Origin of the sequence: Peptostreptococcus anaerobius 653-L, from assembly GCF_000178095.1 — a bacterium.
Classification (GTDB): Bacteria; Bacillota; Clostridia; order Peptostreptococcales; family Peptostreptococcaceae; genus Peptostreptococcus; species Peptostreptococcus anaerobius.
The window spans coordinates 97,126-111,918 of record NZ_ADJN01000015.1 but is presented as its reverse complement, the minus strand read 5'-3'; the positions used below and the strand labels follow the sequence as shown (position 1 = coordinate 111,918).

The following is a 14,793-nucleotide window of genomic DNA, read 5'->3' as shown; positions in this document are numbered from 1 at the left end:
TAAGACAATAAATATGTCTATATTTAGCTTAATGATATAATGATTGGAATAAAATGTCAATACAAAAATACATGAATTTTAAATTCCTGTTTTTATAATCATATGAATTGATATTGCAATTTAGAATGTATTTTTTATTATTTTTAGTTAAATTTAGTTTTTTATGGTATAGAATATAATTAGAGGTGGTGATAGTTTTTATGAATAATAAATTAAACGTTTTAATTATAGAAGACGATGTGAGTATAAACGATATTGAAAAAAGAGTGCTTGAGAAGAATGGATTTGGTGTAATTCAAGCTTATTCAGGAAGTGAAGGTCTACTCAATTGCCAATCAAGAAAAGAGGAAATAGATATCATAATAATGGACCTATTTTTACCGGGAATAGATGGATATGAGTTGTTGCCCCAGATAAAGGATATTTTGGATGTACCAGTAATTGTAGTGTCAGCTATAAGTGACATTGTTGACAAGGTGAAACTGCTTGATGCTGGAGCCAATGATTATATTACAAAGCCTTTTGATAATAAAGAACTGCTTGCGAGAATTGGGGTACAGGCTAGAATTTCTCAGGTGTCCAAGTTAGATAATAAGGCTGAAAATATGGAAAATGTTTTAAGATATAGAGATTTAGAATTATTTCCGGAAACTTTTGATGTATTTGTATGTGGTAAAGAGTTAATTTTGACAAAGTATGAATTTAAAATATTAGAATTATTTTTGAAAAATCAAAAAAGGATTTTCTCAAAACAGGATATTTATGAGATAATATGGGGTGAAATATATACAGGAGATGATAGGACTATAAGTGTGCACATTAGTAATATAAGGAAAAAAATAGGAGAATTTTCAGATGAACCTTATATTGACACAATATGGGGAATTGGATTTAGACTATCCAAGTAAAATCTAGAGTGTATGAGTAAGTGGTTTTATAAACTTTAAACTTTCTTTAAACTTTGCTTGATATATTTTAAAATTACGAGAGTATTATATTATTATAACAAATAATATAAAGTAGTTAAGAAAGGGAATTTTATGGATTATATACTTCAGACGACAAATTTAGAAAAAGTATACGGAAAACAAAAGGCTGCTGAAAATATAAATCTCTCAATAAAAAAAGGAGACATATATGGCTTAATTGGTAAAAATGGTGCAGGTAAAACCACTATATTGAGAATGTTAGCAAATCTTGCTGAACCCTCTAGTGGGGAAATTCTCTTTTATGGAAAAAGGAGAAAGGAGGCCATGCACTTAAATACCAATATAGGTGCATTGATTGAAGAGCCGGGCATATTTCCAAATTTAAGTGCATGGGATAACTTGCATCTAAAGGCTATAGCACAGGGAGTTACTCGTAAGGGGCATGAAAATGAGTTGCTTCATTTAGTTGGATTGGAAAATGTAGGAAAGAAGAAGACAAAGGGATTTTCACTAGGTATGAGACAGAGATTGGGTATAGCCTTGGCTATGGTTGGAAATCCAGATCTAGTATTGTTGGATGAACCAATCAATGGTTTGGACCCACAGGGTATAGTTGAAATAAGAGAGCTTATATTGAAATTAAACAGAGAAAAAATATCACATTTATAATTTCTAGTCACCTTTTGGAAGAATTGTCTAGGATTGCTACAAGTTATGGTTTTATATCAGGTGGAAAATTAGTAGCAGAGATGACAAAGGAAGAGTTGGAGTCTAAAAGTGAGGAAGTGATGATACTAGATGTTTCTGATACAGCTAAAACAATACCAGTTTTAGATTCTTTATGTATTAAAAAATATAAGGTGATTAGCAATGAACTGGTCCATATATACGATGATTTTGATAAGGCAGACAACATATCAATAGAACTAGCAAAAAATGGTGTTGCTGTGCGCAGACTTGCGATGGAGTCTAAAGACTTAGAATCGTTTTATTTGGACATGGTAGGAGGTAGTGCAAATGTTTAATTTAGTGAAGATGGACAGGTATAGATTTGTAAAAGGAATGTGGTTAAAGCTTGCAGTTGCAGTAATTATATATGCATTATTTGCCTGTCTTATGCAACAGATGACTATTAACCAAGGGGCAGGTGCCTCAATAGGAACGGCTACATCTCCCGAAGATACTGGTTTTGCGATTGCCCTTGATAATGGTTCAGAAACCTATTTAGAAAAGGGGATGGATTTGAATAGACATATAACAGAAAATGGTTTAGGGGGAGGTACTGTATTACTGGCAGTCGTTTCAATAATCATGTTTTCGAGTGCTGACAATAAAAAGGGATTTAGGAAGAATATAGCAGGTGCAGTTTCATCAAGAGAGCATATTGCTCTTGCCAAATTTATAAGTACAGGAATGATAACATTGGCATTTTTAACCATGTACTATGTATTTGATTTTGCTATAGGTAAGATAATATTAGGCGATTGGTTGAGGTTGGGTGATGTATCAACCTTGATATATAACTTCGTGGTACAGTATCTTTTGTTGACGGCATTTAGTATATTTGCAGTGGCCATTACTATGTTGGTCAATTCAGCATATGTAGGTTTATTGGTTACGGTATTGTTGTCACTAGGAATGAGTAGATCAATATATACGGGTATAAATTATGCAATAACTAAGTTTGTAGGAGTAAAAGGATTTAATATAGGTCTTTATTCTCTAGAATCTTGGTTAGTAGGTGATAACAAGGTATATGATCATCTTTTATTTGTAACAATCTTGGCAATTGTATGGATACTTGTATGGAGTTTTATCACAACTAGGGTATTTTCAAAACGTGATGTAAGGTAATACGATAGTAATGAATGTAAATTTTTGGGGGGAAGTATATGATACTGTTTTTGTTGATTATAATTTTAATAATAAGTATGGTTTCAATATTTTACCTGATAGCATTTAGACGACAGATAGACTATATCTGTCGTCAGCTTGCGTTTTTAGAAAGAGAGGATTCTAATCTAAAAATAACGAGCATAGGTCCAGGTAAGGAGATAAGTAGACTGATAAATTCCATTAATTGTGTTTTGGAAAAATATAGGAAAGATAGCTATGAAGTTAGAAATAAAAATACCATAGTAAGAGAGGCTGTTATAAATTTATCACATGACATAAGAACGCCTCTAGCAGGCATAGATGGGTATGTTCAATTGTTAGAAGATACAGATATGAATGGGGAACAAGAGGAGTATATTTCTCTGATAAGAGAGCGTACAGAGGCTATGAAGTATATCTTTGATGAATTATATCTATATGCAAAGTTACAGGAGAAAAAACTTGAATTGGTATACGAAAAAATAGACATGAGTAGGTTGGTATTTAGAAATCTTACCCACATTTATGAGGAACTGGAAGAAAAAAATATAGATGTTGATTTGCATGGTCTTGAGGAAAACATTTTTATATATGGGGACAGGCAGATTACAATTAGGATATTGGATAACTTATTTAGAAATTCACTTCTACATGGTAATGAAAGACTTGAGATTAGTTTGTCAGATATTGAGTGCAAAGATACTGAAAAGAGATATACAAGACTCAAAATAGCAAATGGAATTGATGAATCTCAAAAGATAGATGTAGAAAGAGTATTTGATAGATTTTATAAGGTTGATGCATCAAGACATAGTGGGTCTACGGGATTGGGTTTAGCTATAACTAAAGAATTAATTGAAAAAATGGACGGTTATATCAGGGTTGATGTAAAAGATGGAATGTTTACAGTAACTATCGATTTTTTAGGGTCTAGTTTATGTGTGAAAAATGATGATAATTAACCGGTGTTCCCCCCCCTAAACATAGGGGGGCAAAATTAATAGGTTTAACCGGCAAATTTACAGAAAAAATTTTATGTACTCAGACTAATGATTTTTTAGATGGGCATAATCTAATAATCTATTATTTACGCTATCTATTTCTATTAACAAAATATTATCTTTTAGAAAATAAGAAGTTGTTTCAAATTCTTTAGCTGTTTCTAGATCTATTTCTTGCACTTCAATATTTGTTTTATTGATAGATTTTATATATCCCGTTATTATATATTTTTTCTTGTTTATTTTAAAACTTGATATAATCTTATTTTCTTTTATATATTTCAAGATATCTCCAATATTTGAAATATTTTTTTGTTTTAATCCAATATTAAAGATGTTCTTATCAGAGTTGATTTTCCAAAATTCAGCATATAAATTTATTTTTTCTAAATATTCTGTTTCGTAGTTAGTATTTTTTATAAATTTATTTTTTATCAAATATATGCCATCTATTTTACCTTGTTCATCCAGTAAATGAAATAAAGAATATTCGTCAAAACTAGATAAATAAAATCCAACCAAAAATGATTCGTCACATTCGGTATATATTTCCATCAAACAATTTTTTTTAAATTGTGTGTTCATAAATTACCTCCATAAAGTATTTATAAATTAGTGTTTCTTTCTTTTTCTAGGTTGCTGAGGTTTCTTTTGATTTTTTGGTTTCCAACCCTTTTTAGGATCTTTTTTCTTTTCATTGGATCTTCCTGGACGAGGTTTTGTATGTTTATCATGTGTACTCTTTCGTTTGTTTTTAGTGTGTTCTTTGAAATAGCTAATAATTCTATTTGATACCCAAGTACCAGTGGCAATGGTTGCCCCTGCCAAGATAACGATTCCTGTGGTTGTGATCAATACCTGACCGACACCAGGAATAAAATAAGCACCAGCTGCGGCGGGAATTGTAAGAGCAGTTCTTTTTTGTCGTATAGGAATTTCCCTAGATGATTTTAATAATATTGAAAACTCATCCTTAGTATAAAAAGTTCCATTAATTTTTATTCCAGTATCATATACTTTTAATAAAAAATTAAGATTTTTTCAAGTATATTTATAATTGGTTTTTAATCAGGTCTTCCATTGACTCTCTTTTGATAGCTAGCTTGGAAGTGCCGTTTTTTACGAATACTACTGCTGGTCTTGGCATTTGATTGTAGTTTGACGCCATTGAATAGTGGTAGGCTCCTGTACAGCTCACAGCAGCTATATCTCCAATTTCAGGCATTGGGAGTTTTACATCGTATGCTATGATATCTCCTGACTCACAGCACTTTCCTGCCAGTGTATATAGTCCGAATATAGGTGCAGTCATCTTGTTGGCTAGAGCAACTTCATATTTTGCCTGATAAAGGGCAGTTCTTATATGGTCACTCATACCACCGTCTACTGATACATAGGTCCTTACATCAGGTATTTCCTTGATAGTTCCAATCCTATATAGGGTAGTGCAGGCCTCTCCGACTATTGACCTACCTGGTTCTAGCCACAATTGAGGTATTGGAAGATTGTTGGATTTAGATGAATCCTTTAGGCAGCTGATGATTTCATCAAGGGCTGTTTCTATAGGATATGACAGGTCTTCATCTGTGTACCTAATGCCAAATCCTCCACCAATATTCAAGACAGAAGGTGTGTAGTCTAGGTCTTTTTTTAGTTTAGCGAACCACCCAAATACCTTGTCTACAGCCATTCTAGTTCCTTCCGTTCCAAATATCTGAGACCCTATATGAAAATGGATACCTATAAGGTCTAGGTTTTCTGCTTGGAGTATGTCTGCAACTCCTTTAAATGCCTGTCCATTGTCTATATTAAGACCAAACTTGGAATCGGTACTTCCAGTAGATATATACTCATGGGTATGGGCCTCTACACCAGGTGTAACCCTTAGTAGGCACCTAGGCTTTTTAGACATTTGACCTGCAATTTGGTTTAGCCTTTTTACTTCGTCAAAGCTATCTATGACAAAGCAACCTATGTCTTCCTTCAAGGCATATTCAATCTCAAAGTCCGTCTTGTTGTTTCCGTGTAGGTGAATTTTCTGAGGGTCAAAACCTGCACTCAGGGCATTGTATAATTCTCCAGCCGACACAACGTCCAAGCCCATATTTTCTTCAGCCATAATCCCTACAAGGTACTTGCAGATAAAGGCCTTGCTGGCATAGGATATATGGTAGTCTAGGCCAGAGCCTTCAAGCACACTATGAAACCTTCTGCATTGGTTTGTGACTAGGTCTTCATCGTATACAAATAGGGGGCTAGAATATTGGTCTACTAGGTCCATACTGGTGATGCCGGCAATCTCAAGTTGACCATTCTGATTTATTTTTGAATTTCCGTGTAGTTGCATATTATTCCTTTCTAAAGCCTGTTCAAAGTCTATTTTTTACTGGTAGGTAGATTAGATCAAGAGTCTGGAAGTTAAGAGGTGATATCTGTTCGGAATTTGCTCCGACTCCCTTGAAAGTATACTCGTATACAGGTATATCTTGACCGTAAAAAATAGCCTGATCACCAACTTTTACACTATTATCATCTTCGTTTAGCAATACAATAGTGTGGCTCATCATCATAGATACTAGGGGGTATCTTCTGCCATTTATAAGAACGTCATGACCCATAACCCTTTTTCTAAGAAGGCCATCTCCATAACCTATATTGATGACACCCACCCTTGATTTTTTGTCTGCCTTGAAGGATGAACAGTAGCCGATTGATTCTCCTATTTCAAGGTCCTTGATTGATATTATGGAACCTGAAAGTGTCAGTGCATGGTGGTTGTTTGTAAGGTCAGCTCCCTTGTAGGGTGGGCAACCGTATAGGCTGATACCAACCCTTGCATGGCTGTGATTATCCAACAAGCCATCCCTTTGGAGTGAGGCTGAGTTTTGGGCCTGAACAACCTTAAATTTATGGATTTTCTGGGCAGACTCCAGTATATCTAACCAGTCTGATTTTTCTTTTTCGTAGGAGTTTTCTTGGTCGAATTCATCTGCCCAAGAAAAGTGGGTCCATATACCGTCTAATTTTATGTTTGATTCTTTGGCCAGTCTTATTGTTTCTAATACTTCTTTTTTTGACCTACAACCTGACCTCCTCATTTGACCAGCCCATTCTAGGTGGTAGGATATATCATGCATAGAGTCCTTATTTTCCCTTAGAAAATCTAGACTAGCAAGGGTAGCTGTGATCGAGTAGTCTCTTAGGCTATCAAAGTCCCTACATGGATTAAGCATAAATATATCTACGTCATCATAGAGATCTCTTATACGTATAGAGTCTCTAAGACTAGTTGTAGCAAAAAACCTGACCCCGGCCTGGTAGAAGGTTTCTACTGCTCTTTCAAGTCCGAAATGGTAGGCGTCATTTTTTACTACGGCTATAAGCCCACCTCCTGTCATACCTATTAGGTGGCGGGCGTTTTTGTGTAGGGCATCTAGGTCTATTGTGAGTCTAGGGTTAGACTCAGGTTTATTGTAGATTTTTTGCATATTGTAACCTCCTCTATGGCTAGTAGGTCTTTGCTATCTCGACTAGGTAGTCTACACCATATACTAGGGCCTCTTCTCTCATCTGAAGCCAAGGTGTATGAAGACCAGAAGTATAGCCAAGATCTTCGTTTCTTATACCTACAAAAGAGTAGGATATAGGGGATACATTTTTGAAAAATGAAAAGTCCTCTCCTAATAGGTAGGGATCTGGCATGATATAGGACCTTGCCCCGGACTTTTCAATTGTACTTGCTACAAAGTCGATTAGGTCCTTATCGTTTAGTAGGGCAGGGTAGCCATCTTCAAAATGTAGGTTTATACTAGCTCTTGTCGATAGCTCAACCCCCTGGCATATTTCCTGCATTCTCTTTTTTGATATTTCAAGGTCATCCATATCATAGGTACGGATGGTACCCTCCATATAGCCATTTGTTGGAACTGAGTTCATAACTTCTCCTACATTCATTTTGCCAATGTGGATTATGTTGGTGTGTTTTGAATCTAGGTCATAGGTAGGTATTGTCTGAAACTGCTGGTAGACTTGGATTGCTGCGTTTATGGCATTTATTCCATTTTCCCTGATGCCTACATGAGCTGACTTTCCGACTATCTTGACTGTGAACTCGTTGCAAGATGCCATTATAGGGCCTGGTCGAGTCGCTATTACTCCCTCTTCAAAGTCTGGATTTATATGTAGGGCAAAACTTGCATCTATACTGTATTTTTCAAAGGGGTAGGAGTCTATAAGTACATTTGCTCCACCTGTAGACTCTTCTGAAGGCTGGAATACTACTAGGACGTTGTTCTTTAATTTACCCTCTGACCTAAGGCCTAGAATTTCACGTGTTGCCCCTAGTAGCATAGCAGCATGGGCATCGTGGCCACAAGCGTGCATAACTCCCGGATTGCAAGATTTAAAATCTATGTCGTTTTCCTCTTTTATTGGAAGGGCATCTATATCGGCCCTAAGTAGGATGGTCTTTGCGCTGTCCATACCTGTCCCTATGTAGGCTATAGTAGCAGTAGGCATACCATCGACCTCTTCATAATCAAGCCCCATGGACCTTAGCTCTTCCCTTATGTATTCTGTTGTCTTGAACTCTTCTTTTGATAGTTCAGGATTTTGGTGGATATGACGTCTCCACCTGATTATATCTTCCACTTTTGTGAATCTCATATACTCTATATTCTCTTTTCTTTTTTATTCATTATTTATTTTTTATTCTTTTATTTATTCTCTATTATATATTTTGTATTCTGTATATATATTATTTATAACCATTCTCTAGATATATTTTTCTAATTCTATATTGACCCTATTGATGAATCTAGGCCTGAGTTTTTATTAGTCTAGGGACCTAAGGGCATCTATTATGCTGATCTTTTGACCTTCAACCTGGTTGGTCTTCTTTATAATCTTGGCTGGTACACCAGCTACCACGCTTCCTGCTGGGACGTCTTCAGTGACTATAGCACCAGCTGCAACTACAGACCCTTGGCCGATTCTGACCCCTTCAAGTATGACTGCATTGGCCCCTATTAGGACATTGTCTTCTACTACTACTGGGTTGGCATTGGCTGGCTCTATAACTCCAGCAAGTACTGCACCCATATAAAAAAAAGACAAATGAGAAAACCTGCATTTGTCTTGACATAGCATAAAAAGCGGCAATCATATAGATTGAACCATTATTACTAGTAATTTTGCGGTTAGCTCTCCATTATCATCTAGATAATGACAGAACAAGGGCTATTAACCAATGTTCCAACTAAAATCACAAGGCAGTGTGACCCTAATTTCGGCAATCGCCCCTTTTACAACAGACAGTTTGCCTACATGGTCTGTTATTACTGATGTTGATTGCGCCTCTATCCTTTTAATATTAAGTTGAGTTTTATTATAGACCTATTGTTAGGATTTGTAAAGGGTATTTTTTTGAAAAAAATGATTTATCAGACGGCAAACGATTTGTTAAAAAATTTTCATTGTGATTTGCTTTTTAAAGCGTGTAAAAACAAGGCATTTAGAATATGAACAGAAAATAGAAAAAGTAAACCAAAAATAAATTTTCAAAAAGGTATTGACAATATATCTAGTAGCCTATATAATCATAAACATAATAAATTTAAGAAAATAAAGTCTTTGAAGAGAAGAGTAGCTAGTAGCGTTTTTTACAGAGAATCTGCATTTGGTGAGAGCAGAGGAAGATTAAGCTAGTGAACATGGTCTCTGAGACTCTGGGTCGATATTTAGGCTCAGACGGGTGCGCCTGTTATAGCGCTAGGGTATGATAGTACTTGAAGATATTTTCGATTTACTTGGTGTACCTGATGAGGAGGTACTTGTGAAGGTATCTCGAAAAAAGGTGGTAACGCGTTTATGACGTCCTTTTCAACTAATAGTTGGAAGGGACTTTTTTTATTGGTAATTTTAGGAGTTAAATTTAAATTGACAAGTTGAGTTTTGAAAATTAACAAGACTAAGGTGGAAATCTTTATAGTCCACTTGTAGTCAGTATTAGATTGGAGGATGAGTATAGTGATAAGTTTAGAAGATGTAAGGGTGGAGTTTGAACAGGATAATAAAAAGGTTGTGGCTGTTGATGGGGTAGACCTCAAAATAGAAAAGGGAGATATATTTGGTATAGTTGGATTTAGTGGGGCTGGTAAGTCTACTCTTGTAAGGACTATAAATCTTCTTCAGAGGCCAACATCTGGCAAGGTCATAGTAGGAGGACAAAATATACTGGACTTGAATGGCAAGGAACTCAGAAAAAAGAGGGAAAAGATAGGAATGATATTTCAGCATTTCAACCTGATGAATTCAAGGACTGTTCTGGAAAATGTAACCTATCCCCTAAAAAACAGTAGTCTATCCAAGGTCCAAAGAAAGAAAAAGGCCCAAGACCTACTCAACTTAGTGGATATAGGAGACAAGGCAGATTCCTATCCATCTCAATTATCGGGTGGACAAAAGCAGAGGGTGGCAATAGCTAGGGCCCTTGCCAACGATCCTGACATACTCTTGTGTGATGAAGCAACATCAGCCTTAGACCCTCAGACTACTGGACAGATCCTCAAACTACTGAAGAAGGTCAACAAGGACCTAGGAATTACAATAGTCCTTATAACCCACGAGATGCAGGTTGTAAAATCCATATGTAACAGAGTGGCTGTCATGGAATTAGGTAGGGTTGTAGAAGAGGGGAATATATTTGATATATTTGCTAGACCTAACAGTCAGGTGACCAAGAATTTTATTCAGACGGTCAACCATACAGACGAGTTTCTAACAGAGGTTGAAAAGTTACCAGTAACCGAAAATCTAGGCCCTACAAAGAGGTTGGTCAAGCTGGTATATATTGGTCAGGTATCTCAGGAGCCGGTTGTGGCAGAGTTACTCAAAAACTATTCTGTAGTATCCAATATAATCTGGGGCAATATAGAGGTGATAGGTGGTCAACCTATTGGTAACTTGGGGCTTATATTGGAAGGAGAAAAAATAAACTTGGACAAGGCTATAGTCCACCTAGCAGACAGGGGAGCTATAGTTGATGAAATAAATCTTAGGGAGGTAAAACATGAGCTACTTTAAAAATTCACTGGCTATAAAGGAACAATTTCTAATCGAGACGAGGGCGACCCTTTATATGACCCTGGTCACAGCTCTTATAGCGGGCATCTTGGGATTGGCAATAGGTGTTGCTCTTGTAGTCACTGGGAAAGGAGGAATACTTGAAAACAAAAAAATATACTCAGTCCTAGACAAGCTAGTCAATATAACAAGGTCTATACCATTTGTCATAATCATAGCCCTTGTGGCATCATTTACTAGGTTTTTAGTGGGAACCACTATAGGGCCTACAGCAGCTATAGTACCCCTTGTATGTGGAACTGTTCCATTCTTTTCAAGGCAGGTTGAGAATTCTCTAGTTGAAGTGGACAAGGGTATAATAGAGGCGGCTAGGTCCATGGGAGATTCACCACTGCAAATAATATTTGGTGTCTACCTAAGAGAGGGCCTTGCAGGTCTAGTGAGGGTGTCTCAACTTACACTTATATCCCTTGTGGGTCTGACAGCTATGGCTGGAGCTGTTGGCTCAGGTGGTCTGGGAAATTTGGCCGTATCCCAAGGATTCAATAGGTTCCAAAACGATGTGACCCTAGTGTCTACCATGATAATATTGGTCATAGTATTTGTAATACAATACATAGGGAATGTAATTATAAAAAGAATTATTCATTAATAGAGACTAAGTAATTAATAAAGACTAGGTAATCAAGAAAGGCTAAGTCGTTAATAAAGACTAAGCAATTAATAAAGACTAAATCGTTAAAAAAATAAGTCGTCAATAAAATTAAAAACTATAAATTATAATAAGAAAGAGGTAAAATTATGAAAACAAATAAGATAATCAAAGGACTAGCATTGACATTAGTAGTTGGAGCAATAGCACTTACATCAGTAGGATGTGGGTCAAAAAAGGCGGATTCAGCAGATAAGAAAACAGTAAAGATAGGTCTTGTAGGCAGCGATACAGATGTATGGGACTATGTAGCCAAGAAGCTTGAAAAAGAGGATGGAATCAAGCTTGACTTAGTAAAGTTCACTGACTACAACCAACCAAATGATGCCCTTGTAAATGGGGATATAGACTTAAATTCATTCCAGCACAGGATATTCCTAGAAAATTACAACAAGGAAAAGGGAAGCGACCTAGAGCCTATAGCGGACACAGTTATAGCACCGCTTGGAATATATTCAGAAAAACTTCAAAAACCGACTGATATCAAGGAGGGTGGAAGTATAGTAATACCAAATGACGTAACTAACCAGGGACGTTCCCTAGTCTTATTACAGACAGCAGGTCTTATCAAGTTAGATGAAAAGGCAGGCAACCTAGCAACTGTAAATGACATAAAAGAAAATCCTAAAAAGCTAAAGATTACACCTGTTGATGCATCCCAGACAGCTAGGTCTTTGAAGGATGTTGACCTATCTGTAATCAACTCAGGAATGGCTGTAGATGCGGGATTTATTCCAAACAAGGATGCTAAGTTCTTAGAACCAGTAAACGAAAATTCTAAGCCATATATAAATATTATAGTGGCAAGAAAGGCTGACAAGGACAAGGAGATATTCAAAAAGATAGTAGCTGCCTACCAGGCTGATGATGTAAAGAAAGTTATAGAAGAAACTTCAAAGGGGTCATCAATTCCAGCTTGGGAAAATAAGTAGTCGAGTTTTTTAAAAGAGGTCGATAGCCAAGTTATTGGCTACGACTGGATGATCTCCATACTATGATGGTCATCCAGTTGTAATAGACAAAAATACAAATAACATAGATGAAATAGAGGGAGGAAATGATTATGACTAAGAGAATTGAAAAAGAGATAAATGGTATAAAGATAAGCCTAGATGAGGATGTGGTTGAAATATATGACGAGGTCGTAAGGCACAGGAGGTATTTCCATCAAAATCCAGAACCTAGCCTAAAAGAATATAATACCTGTGCCTATATAAGGTCTGAGTTGGAAAAGGAAGGTATTGACTATATAGGTGTAGGACAAACAGGAACCCTAGCCATTATAAGGGGGGAGAAGGACTTGGAATCAAGAGATAGAAGAGAAATTTCTGGGTCTCCTCTTTTGACAGACCAACGAGTAAAAGGAGTAAGGACTATACTTTTGAGAGGGGATATTGATGCCCTAGAGTTAAACGATGATAAGAACATAGAATATTCTTCCATTAATAAGGGACTATGCCATGCTTGTGGTCACGATGCCCATGCTGCTAGCCTACTTGGTGCAGCCAAGATACTTAATAGGAGAAGGGGAGAATTTGGTGGGATAGTAAAATTGGCCTTTCAGCAGGCTGAAGAGATAGGGGCTGGAGCTAGACAGTTTGTAAAAGCAGGTCACCTAGATGATGTTGACTTTGTATTTGGAACCCATTTAGCATCTAATATAGAAGTAGGTAAATTAGGAGTTACAGAGGGTCCCCAAAGTGCATCTTGTGATATTTTTAAGATAAGGGTTCTAGGTCAAGGTGCCCACGCATCTACGCCTCATTTGGGCAGGGATGCTGTAGTTGCTACATCTAACATAGTTCTAGAGCTCCAAAACATAGTATCAAGACAGATAGGTCCTCTTGATGAGGGCTTGATATCTATAGGAAAGATATGGTCTGGAACAAGGTACAATGTAGTAGCTAGCGAGGGTGTAATAGAAGGAACTGTCAGGACTTTTAGTCAGGAAACCAGAGAATTCATCCTAGAGAGGGTTGAAACTATAGCAGAACTTACAGCAAAGATACATGGTTGTTCTATAGAGTTTGAGAACTATGATGCTGCAGCACCTCTTATAAATCAAAAGGAAAAAACCCTATATTATCAAGAAATAGCAAATCAAATTGTTGGTGAGGATAATGTGATAAGAGACCTTGAAAAGTCTCTTGGAGCTGAGGATTTTGCTGACTATCTAGCTGTTGTACCGGGCACTTTTATAAAGGTGGGATCAAAATCTTCAAGTAAAAACTCATATCCACACCACCACAATTTATTTGATATAGATGAGAGATGTCTGTATATAGAGACACAATCTTATGTAGATTTGGTAACTAAAACATTGATTTAGTTTTCAAATATAACAAAAAGAGTCAATAGAAAAAATATATAGTGAATGATTACATTCATTTTCAATGATAAAAAAATAACTATAGATAAAGACTATACTTAATAAAGAAAAAACATATTATAAAAAGTCCCTATTAATTAAGTTTAAGAGGGCTTTTTTTTATTAGAAAAACCAGTCTTTTTTATAAAAATAAAAAAATAAAAAAAACTTTTTGTTTAAATAATACATATTTTGATTTTATGACCATAAAAAACAACTAAAATACAATTTGGTTTTTCAAAATAAGAATATATGATGGTTTGGGCTTAATAAGAGTGATTTGTATCAGTACAGAAAAATTCAGAAAAATAAGTCAAATTAATTTTTGTGGGTAAGTTAATAATAAACTATTTTTATTATTAACTTATTTTAAACATTTTGTATATTTTGGTATAAAAATGAAATTTAAGTATAAATTTAAGGTACTTGAATTTAATAAGTAAATGGTGTAAAATAATTAACAACTAATATCTGAAAATTAAGAAATTTGTTTGAAAGGAGGAACTAAGATGGCGAAAGAGGCTTTATTAAAAGTGGTCGAAGCTGAAAAGGAAGCCGACCAGATGATAAAGAAAGCTAAAGAGGATGCCAAGGAAATGGCTATCCTTGCTGACAAAAGATCTAAAAAAATCCTAGAGGAACTTACGATCAAGGCTAGGATTGAATGTGATAGGCTAAAGGCTCAGGCACAAGAAGAGATGAAGGGAGAGTTGGACTCCATAGCTCTAGAAAGTGACAAGAGATGTAGGTCTATAATTGATATTCCTCAGGATAGGTTTGATGAAGCCAAGAAAATACTGATAGAGAGGATAGTGAAATAATATG

Annotated in this window: 15 protein-coding genes, 1 pseudogene, 1 riboswitch and 1 other annotated feature; of the genes and pseudogenes, 10 read left to right on the top strand and 6 right to left on the bottom strand. The window is 35.8% G+C overall.

Annotation, left to right across the window (positions count from 1 at the left end):
* Positions 1 to 200: 200 nt before the first annotated feature.
* From HMPREF0631_RS01730 to HMPREF0631_RS01710, 5 genes are all read left to right on the top strand, one after another.
* On the top strand, positions 201 to 908 hold the full coding sequence (locus HMPREF0631_RS01730; protein WP_002842916.1) for a response regulator transcription factor: 708 nt from the start codon (positions 201 to 203) through the stop codon (positions 906 to 908).
* 132 nt (positions 909 to 1,040) lie between these two features.
* Positions 1,041 to 1,598 carry an ATP-binding cassette domain-containing protein gene (locus tag HMPREF0631_RS10110; RefSeq protein WP_002842925.1) on the top strand — a complete coding sequence of 186 codons (558 nt, stop codon included), beginning with the start codon at positions 1,041 to 1,043 and terminating at the stop codon, positions 1,596 to 1,598.
* A 23-nt stretch (positions 1,599 to 1,621) separates the two neighbouring features.
* Positions 1,622 to 1,954 carry a hypothetical protein gene (locus HMPREF0631_RS10105; protein ID WP_021934687.1) on the top strand — a complete coding sequence of 111 codons (333 nt, stop codon included), beginning with the start codon at positions 1,622 to 1,624 and terminating at the stop codon, positions 1,952 to 1,954.
* Complete coding sequence (locus tag HMPREF0631_RS01715; protein WP_002842875.1) at positions 1,947 to 2,783, top strand: ABC transporter permease; 837 nt, start codon at positions 1,947 to 1,949, stop codon at positions 2,781 to 2,783. Before HMPREF0631_RS10105 ends, HMPREF0631_RS01715 begins: the two co-directional genes overlap by 8 nt.
* 38 nt (positions 2,784 to 2,821) lie before the next feature.
* Positions 2,822 to 3,766, top strand: coding sequence for a sensor histidine kinase (locus HMPREF0631_RS01710; protein ID WP_002842974.1), 945 nt, complete (start codon positions 2,822 to 2,824; stop codon positions 3,764 to 3,766).
* An 84-nt stretch (positions 3,767 to 3,850) separates the two neighbouring features.
* Here the strand turns inward: HMPREF0631_RS01710 and HMPREF0631_RS01705 are convergent, their stop codons facing one another.
* From HMPREF0631_RS01705 to HMPREF0631_RS01680, 6 genes and pseudogenes are all read right to left on the bottom strand, one after another.
* Positions 3,851 to 4,390 carry a hypothetical protein gene (locus HMPREF0631_RS01705; RefSeq protein WP_002842849.1) on the bottom strand — a complete coding sequence of 180 codons (540 nt, stop codon included), beginning with the start codon at positions 4,388 to 4,390 and terminating at the stop codon, positions 3,851 to 3,853.
* Positions 4,391 to 4,410: 20 nt separating this feature from the next.
* Complete coding sequence (locus HMPREF0631_RS10100) at positions 4,411 to 4,617, bottom strand: hypothetical protein (protein WP_242821655.1); 207 nt, start codon at positions 4,615 to 4,617, stop codon at positions 4,411 to 4,413.
* 239 nt (positions 4,618 to 4,856) lie between these two features.
* The gene (gene lysA / locus HMPREF0631_RS01695; RefSeq protein ID WP_002843067.1) at positions 4,857 to 6,152 is read right to left on the bottom strand and encodes a diaminopimelate decarboxylase; all 1,296 of its coding nucleotides are present in this window, start codon (positions 6,150 to 6,152) and stop codon (positions 4,857 to 4,859) included.
* Positions 6,153 to 6,174: 22 nt separating this feature from the next.
* Positions 6,175 to 7,293 (bottom strand): alanine racemase, encoded by a 1,119-nt coding sequence (gene alr, locus HMPREF0631_RS01690; RefSeq protein WP_002842943.1) that lies wholly within the window; start codon positions 7,291 to 7,293, stop codon positions 6,175 to 6,177.
* Positions 7,294 to 7,312: 19 nt separating this feature from the next.
* Positions 7,313 to 8,470 carry a M20 metallopeptidase family protein gene (locus HMPREF0631_RS01685; RefSeq protein WP_002842872.1) on the bottom strand — a complete coding sequence of 386 codons (1,158 nt, stop codon included), beginning with the start codon at positions 8,468 to 8,470 and terminating at the stop codon, positions 7,313 to 7,315.
* 168 nt (positions 8,471 to 8,638) lie between these two features.
* A pseudogene (locus tag HMPREF0631_RS01680) lies at positions 8,639 to 8,902 on the bottom strand (DapH/DapD/GlmU-related protein); the annotation flags it as partial.
* A gap of 94 nt (positions 8,903 to 8,996) precedes the next feature.
* Positions 8,997 to 9,173, bottom strand: a riboswitch (Lysine riboswitch).
* Positions 9,174 to 9,427: 254 nt separating this feature from the next.
* Positions 9,428 to 9,687, top strand: a binding site (T-box leader).
* 136 nt (positions 9,688 to 9,823) lie between these two features.
* On the opposite strand from HMPREF0631_RS01680, the gene HMPREF0631_RS01675 reads away from it, so the two are divergent.
* The 5 genes from HMPREF0631_RS01675 to HMPREF0631_RS01655 all read left to right on the top strand — a co-directional run bounded on the left by HMPREF0631_RS01675 (position 9,824) and on the right by HMPREF0631_RS01655 (position 14,789).
* The gene (locus tag HMPREF0631_RS01675; protein WP_002846482.1) at positions 9,824 to 10,888 is read left to right on the top strand and encodes a methionine ABC transporter ATP-binding protein; all 1,065 of its coding nucleotides are present in this window, start codon (positions 9,824 to 9,826) and stop codon (positions 10,886 to 10,888) included.
* Positions 10,875 to 11,540, top strand: coding sequence for a methionine ABC transporter permease (locus tag HMPREF0631_RS01670; protein ID WP_002843022.1), 666 nt, complete (start codon positions 10,875 to 10,877; stop codon positions 11,538 to 11,540). Before HMPREF0631_RS01675 ends, HMPREF0631_RS01670 begins: the two co-directional genes overlap by 14 nt.
* A gap of 149 nt (positions 11,541 to 11,689) precedes the next feature.
* Positions 11,690 to 12,532 carry a MetQ/NlpA family ABC transporter substrate-binding protein gene (locus tag HMPREF0631_RS01665; protein ID WP_002843025.1) on the top strand — a complete coding sequence of 281 codons (843 nt, stop codon included), beginning with the start codon at positions 11,690 to 11,692 and terminating at the stop codon, positions 12,530 to 12,532.
* Between the two features lie 131 nt (positions 12,533 to 12,663).
* Positions 12,664 to 13,929, top strand: a complete 1,266-nt coding sequence (locus HMPREF0631_RS01660; RefSeq protein WP_002842884.1) for an amidohydrolase — start codon at positions 12,664 to 12,666, stop codon at positions 13,927 to 13,929.
* A 548-nt stretch (positions 13,930 to 14,477) separates the two neighbouring features.
* Positions 14,478 to 14,789, top strand: coding sequence for a hypothetical protein (locus HMPREF0631_RS01655; RefSeq protein WP_002843059.1), 312 nt, complete (start codon positions 14,478 to 14,480; stop codon positions 14,787 to 14,789).
* Positions 14,790 to 14,793 lie beyond the last annotated feature (4 nt).

What these genes read in the sequence shown, in the direction of transcription:
- HMPREF0631_RS01660 (WP_002842884.1), top strand. Translation starts at nt 12,664, where the DNA reads ATGACTAAGAGAATTGAAAAAGAGATAAATGGTATAAAGATAAGCCTA.
- HMPREF0631_RS01710 (WP_002842974.1), top strand. Translation starts at nt 2,822, where the DNA reads ATGATACTGTTTTTGTTGATTATAATTTTAATAATAAGTATGGTTTCA.
- HMPREF0631_RS01665 (WP_002843025.1), top strand. Translation starts at nt 11,690, where the DNA reads ATGAAAACAAATAAGATAATCAAAGGACTAGCATTGACATTAGTAGTT.
- HMPREF0631_RS01670 (WP_002843022.1), top strand. Translation starts at nt 10,875, where the DNA reads ATGAGCTACTTTAAAAATTCACTGGCTATAAAGGAACAATTTCTAATC.
- HMPREF0631_RS10110 (WP_002842925.1), top strand. Translation starts at nt 1,041, where the DNA reads ATGGATTATATACTTCAGACGACAAATTTAGAAAAAGTATACGGAAAA.
- HMPREF0631_RS01715 (WP_002842875.1), top strand. Translation starts at nt 1,947, where the DNA reads ATGTTTAATTTAGTGAAGATGGACAGGTATAGATTTGTAAAAGGAATG.
- HMPREF0631_RS01655 (WP_002843059.1), top strand. Translation starts at nt 14,478, where the DNA reads ATGGCGAAAGAGGCTTTATTAAAAGTGGTCGAAGCTGAAAAGGAAGCC.
- HMPREF0631_RS01705 (WP_002842849.1), bottom strand. Translation starts at nt 4,390, where the DNA reads ATGAACACACAATTTAAAAAAAATTGTTTGATGGAAATATATACCGAA.
- HMPREF0631_RS01685 (WP_002842872.1), bottom strand. Translation starts at nt 8,470, where the DNA reads ATGAGATTCACAAAAGTGGAAGATATAATCAGGTGGAGACGTCATATC.
- lysA (WP_002843067.1), bottom strand. Translation starts at nt 6,152, where the DNA reads ATGCAACTACACGGAAATTCAAAAATAAATCAGAATGGTCAACTTGAG.
- HMPREF0631_RS01675 (WP_002846482.1), top strand. Translation starts at nt 9,824, where the DNA reads ATGAGTATAGTGATAAGTTTAGAAGATGTAAGGGTGGAGTTTGAACAG.
- HMPREF0631_RS01730 (WP_002842916.1), top strand. Translation starts at nt 201, where the DNA reads ATGAATAATAAATTAAACGTTTTAATTATAGAAGACGATGTGAGTATA.
- alr (WP_002842943.1), bottom strand. Translation starts at nt 7,293, where the DNA reads ATGCAAAAAATCTACAATAAACCTGAGTCTAACCCTAGACTCACAATA.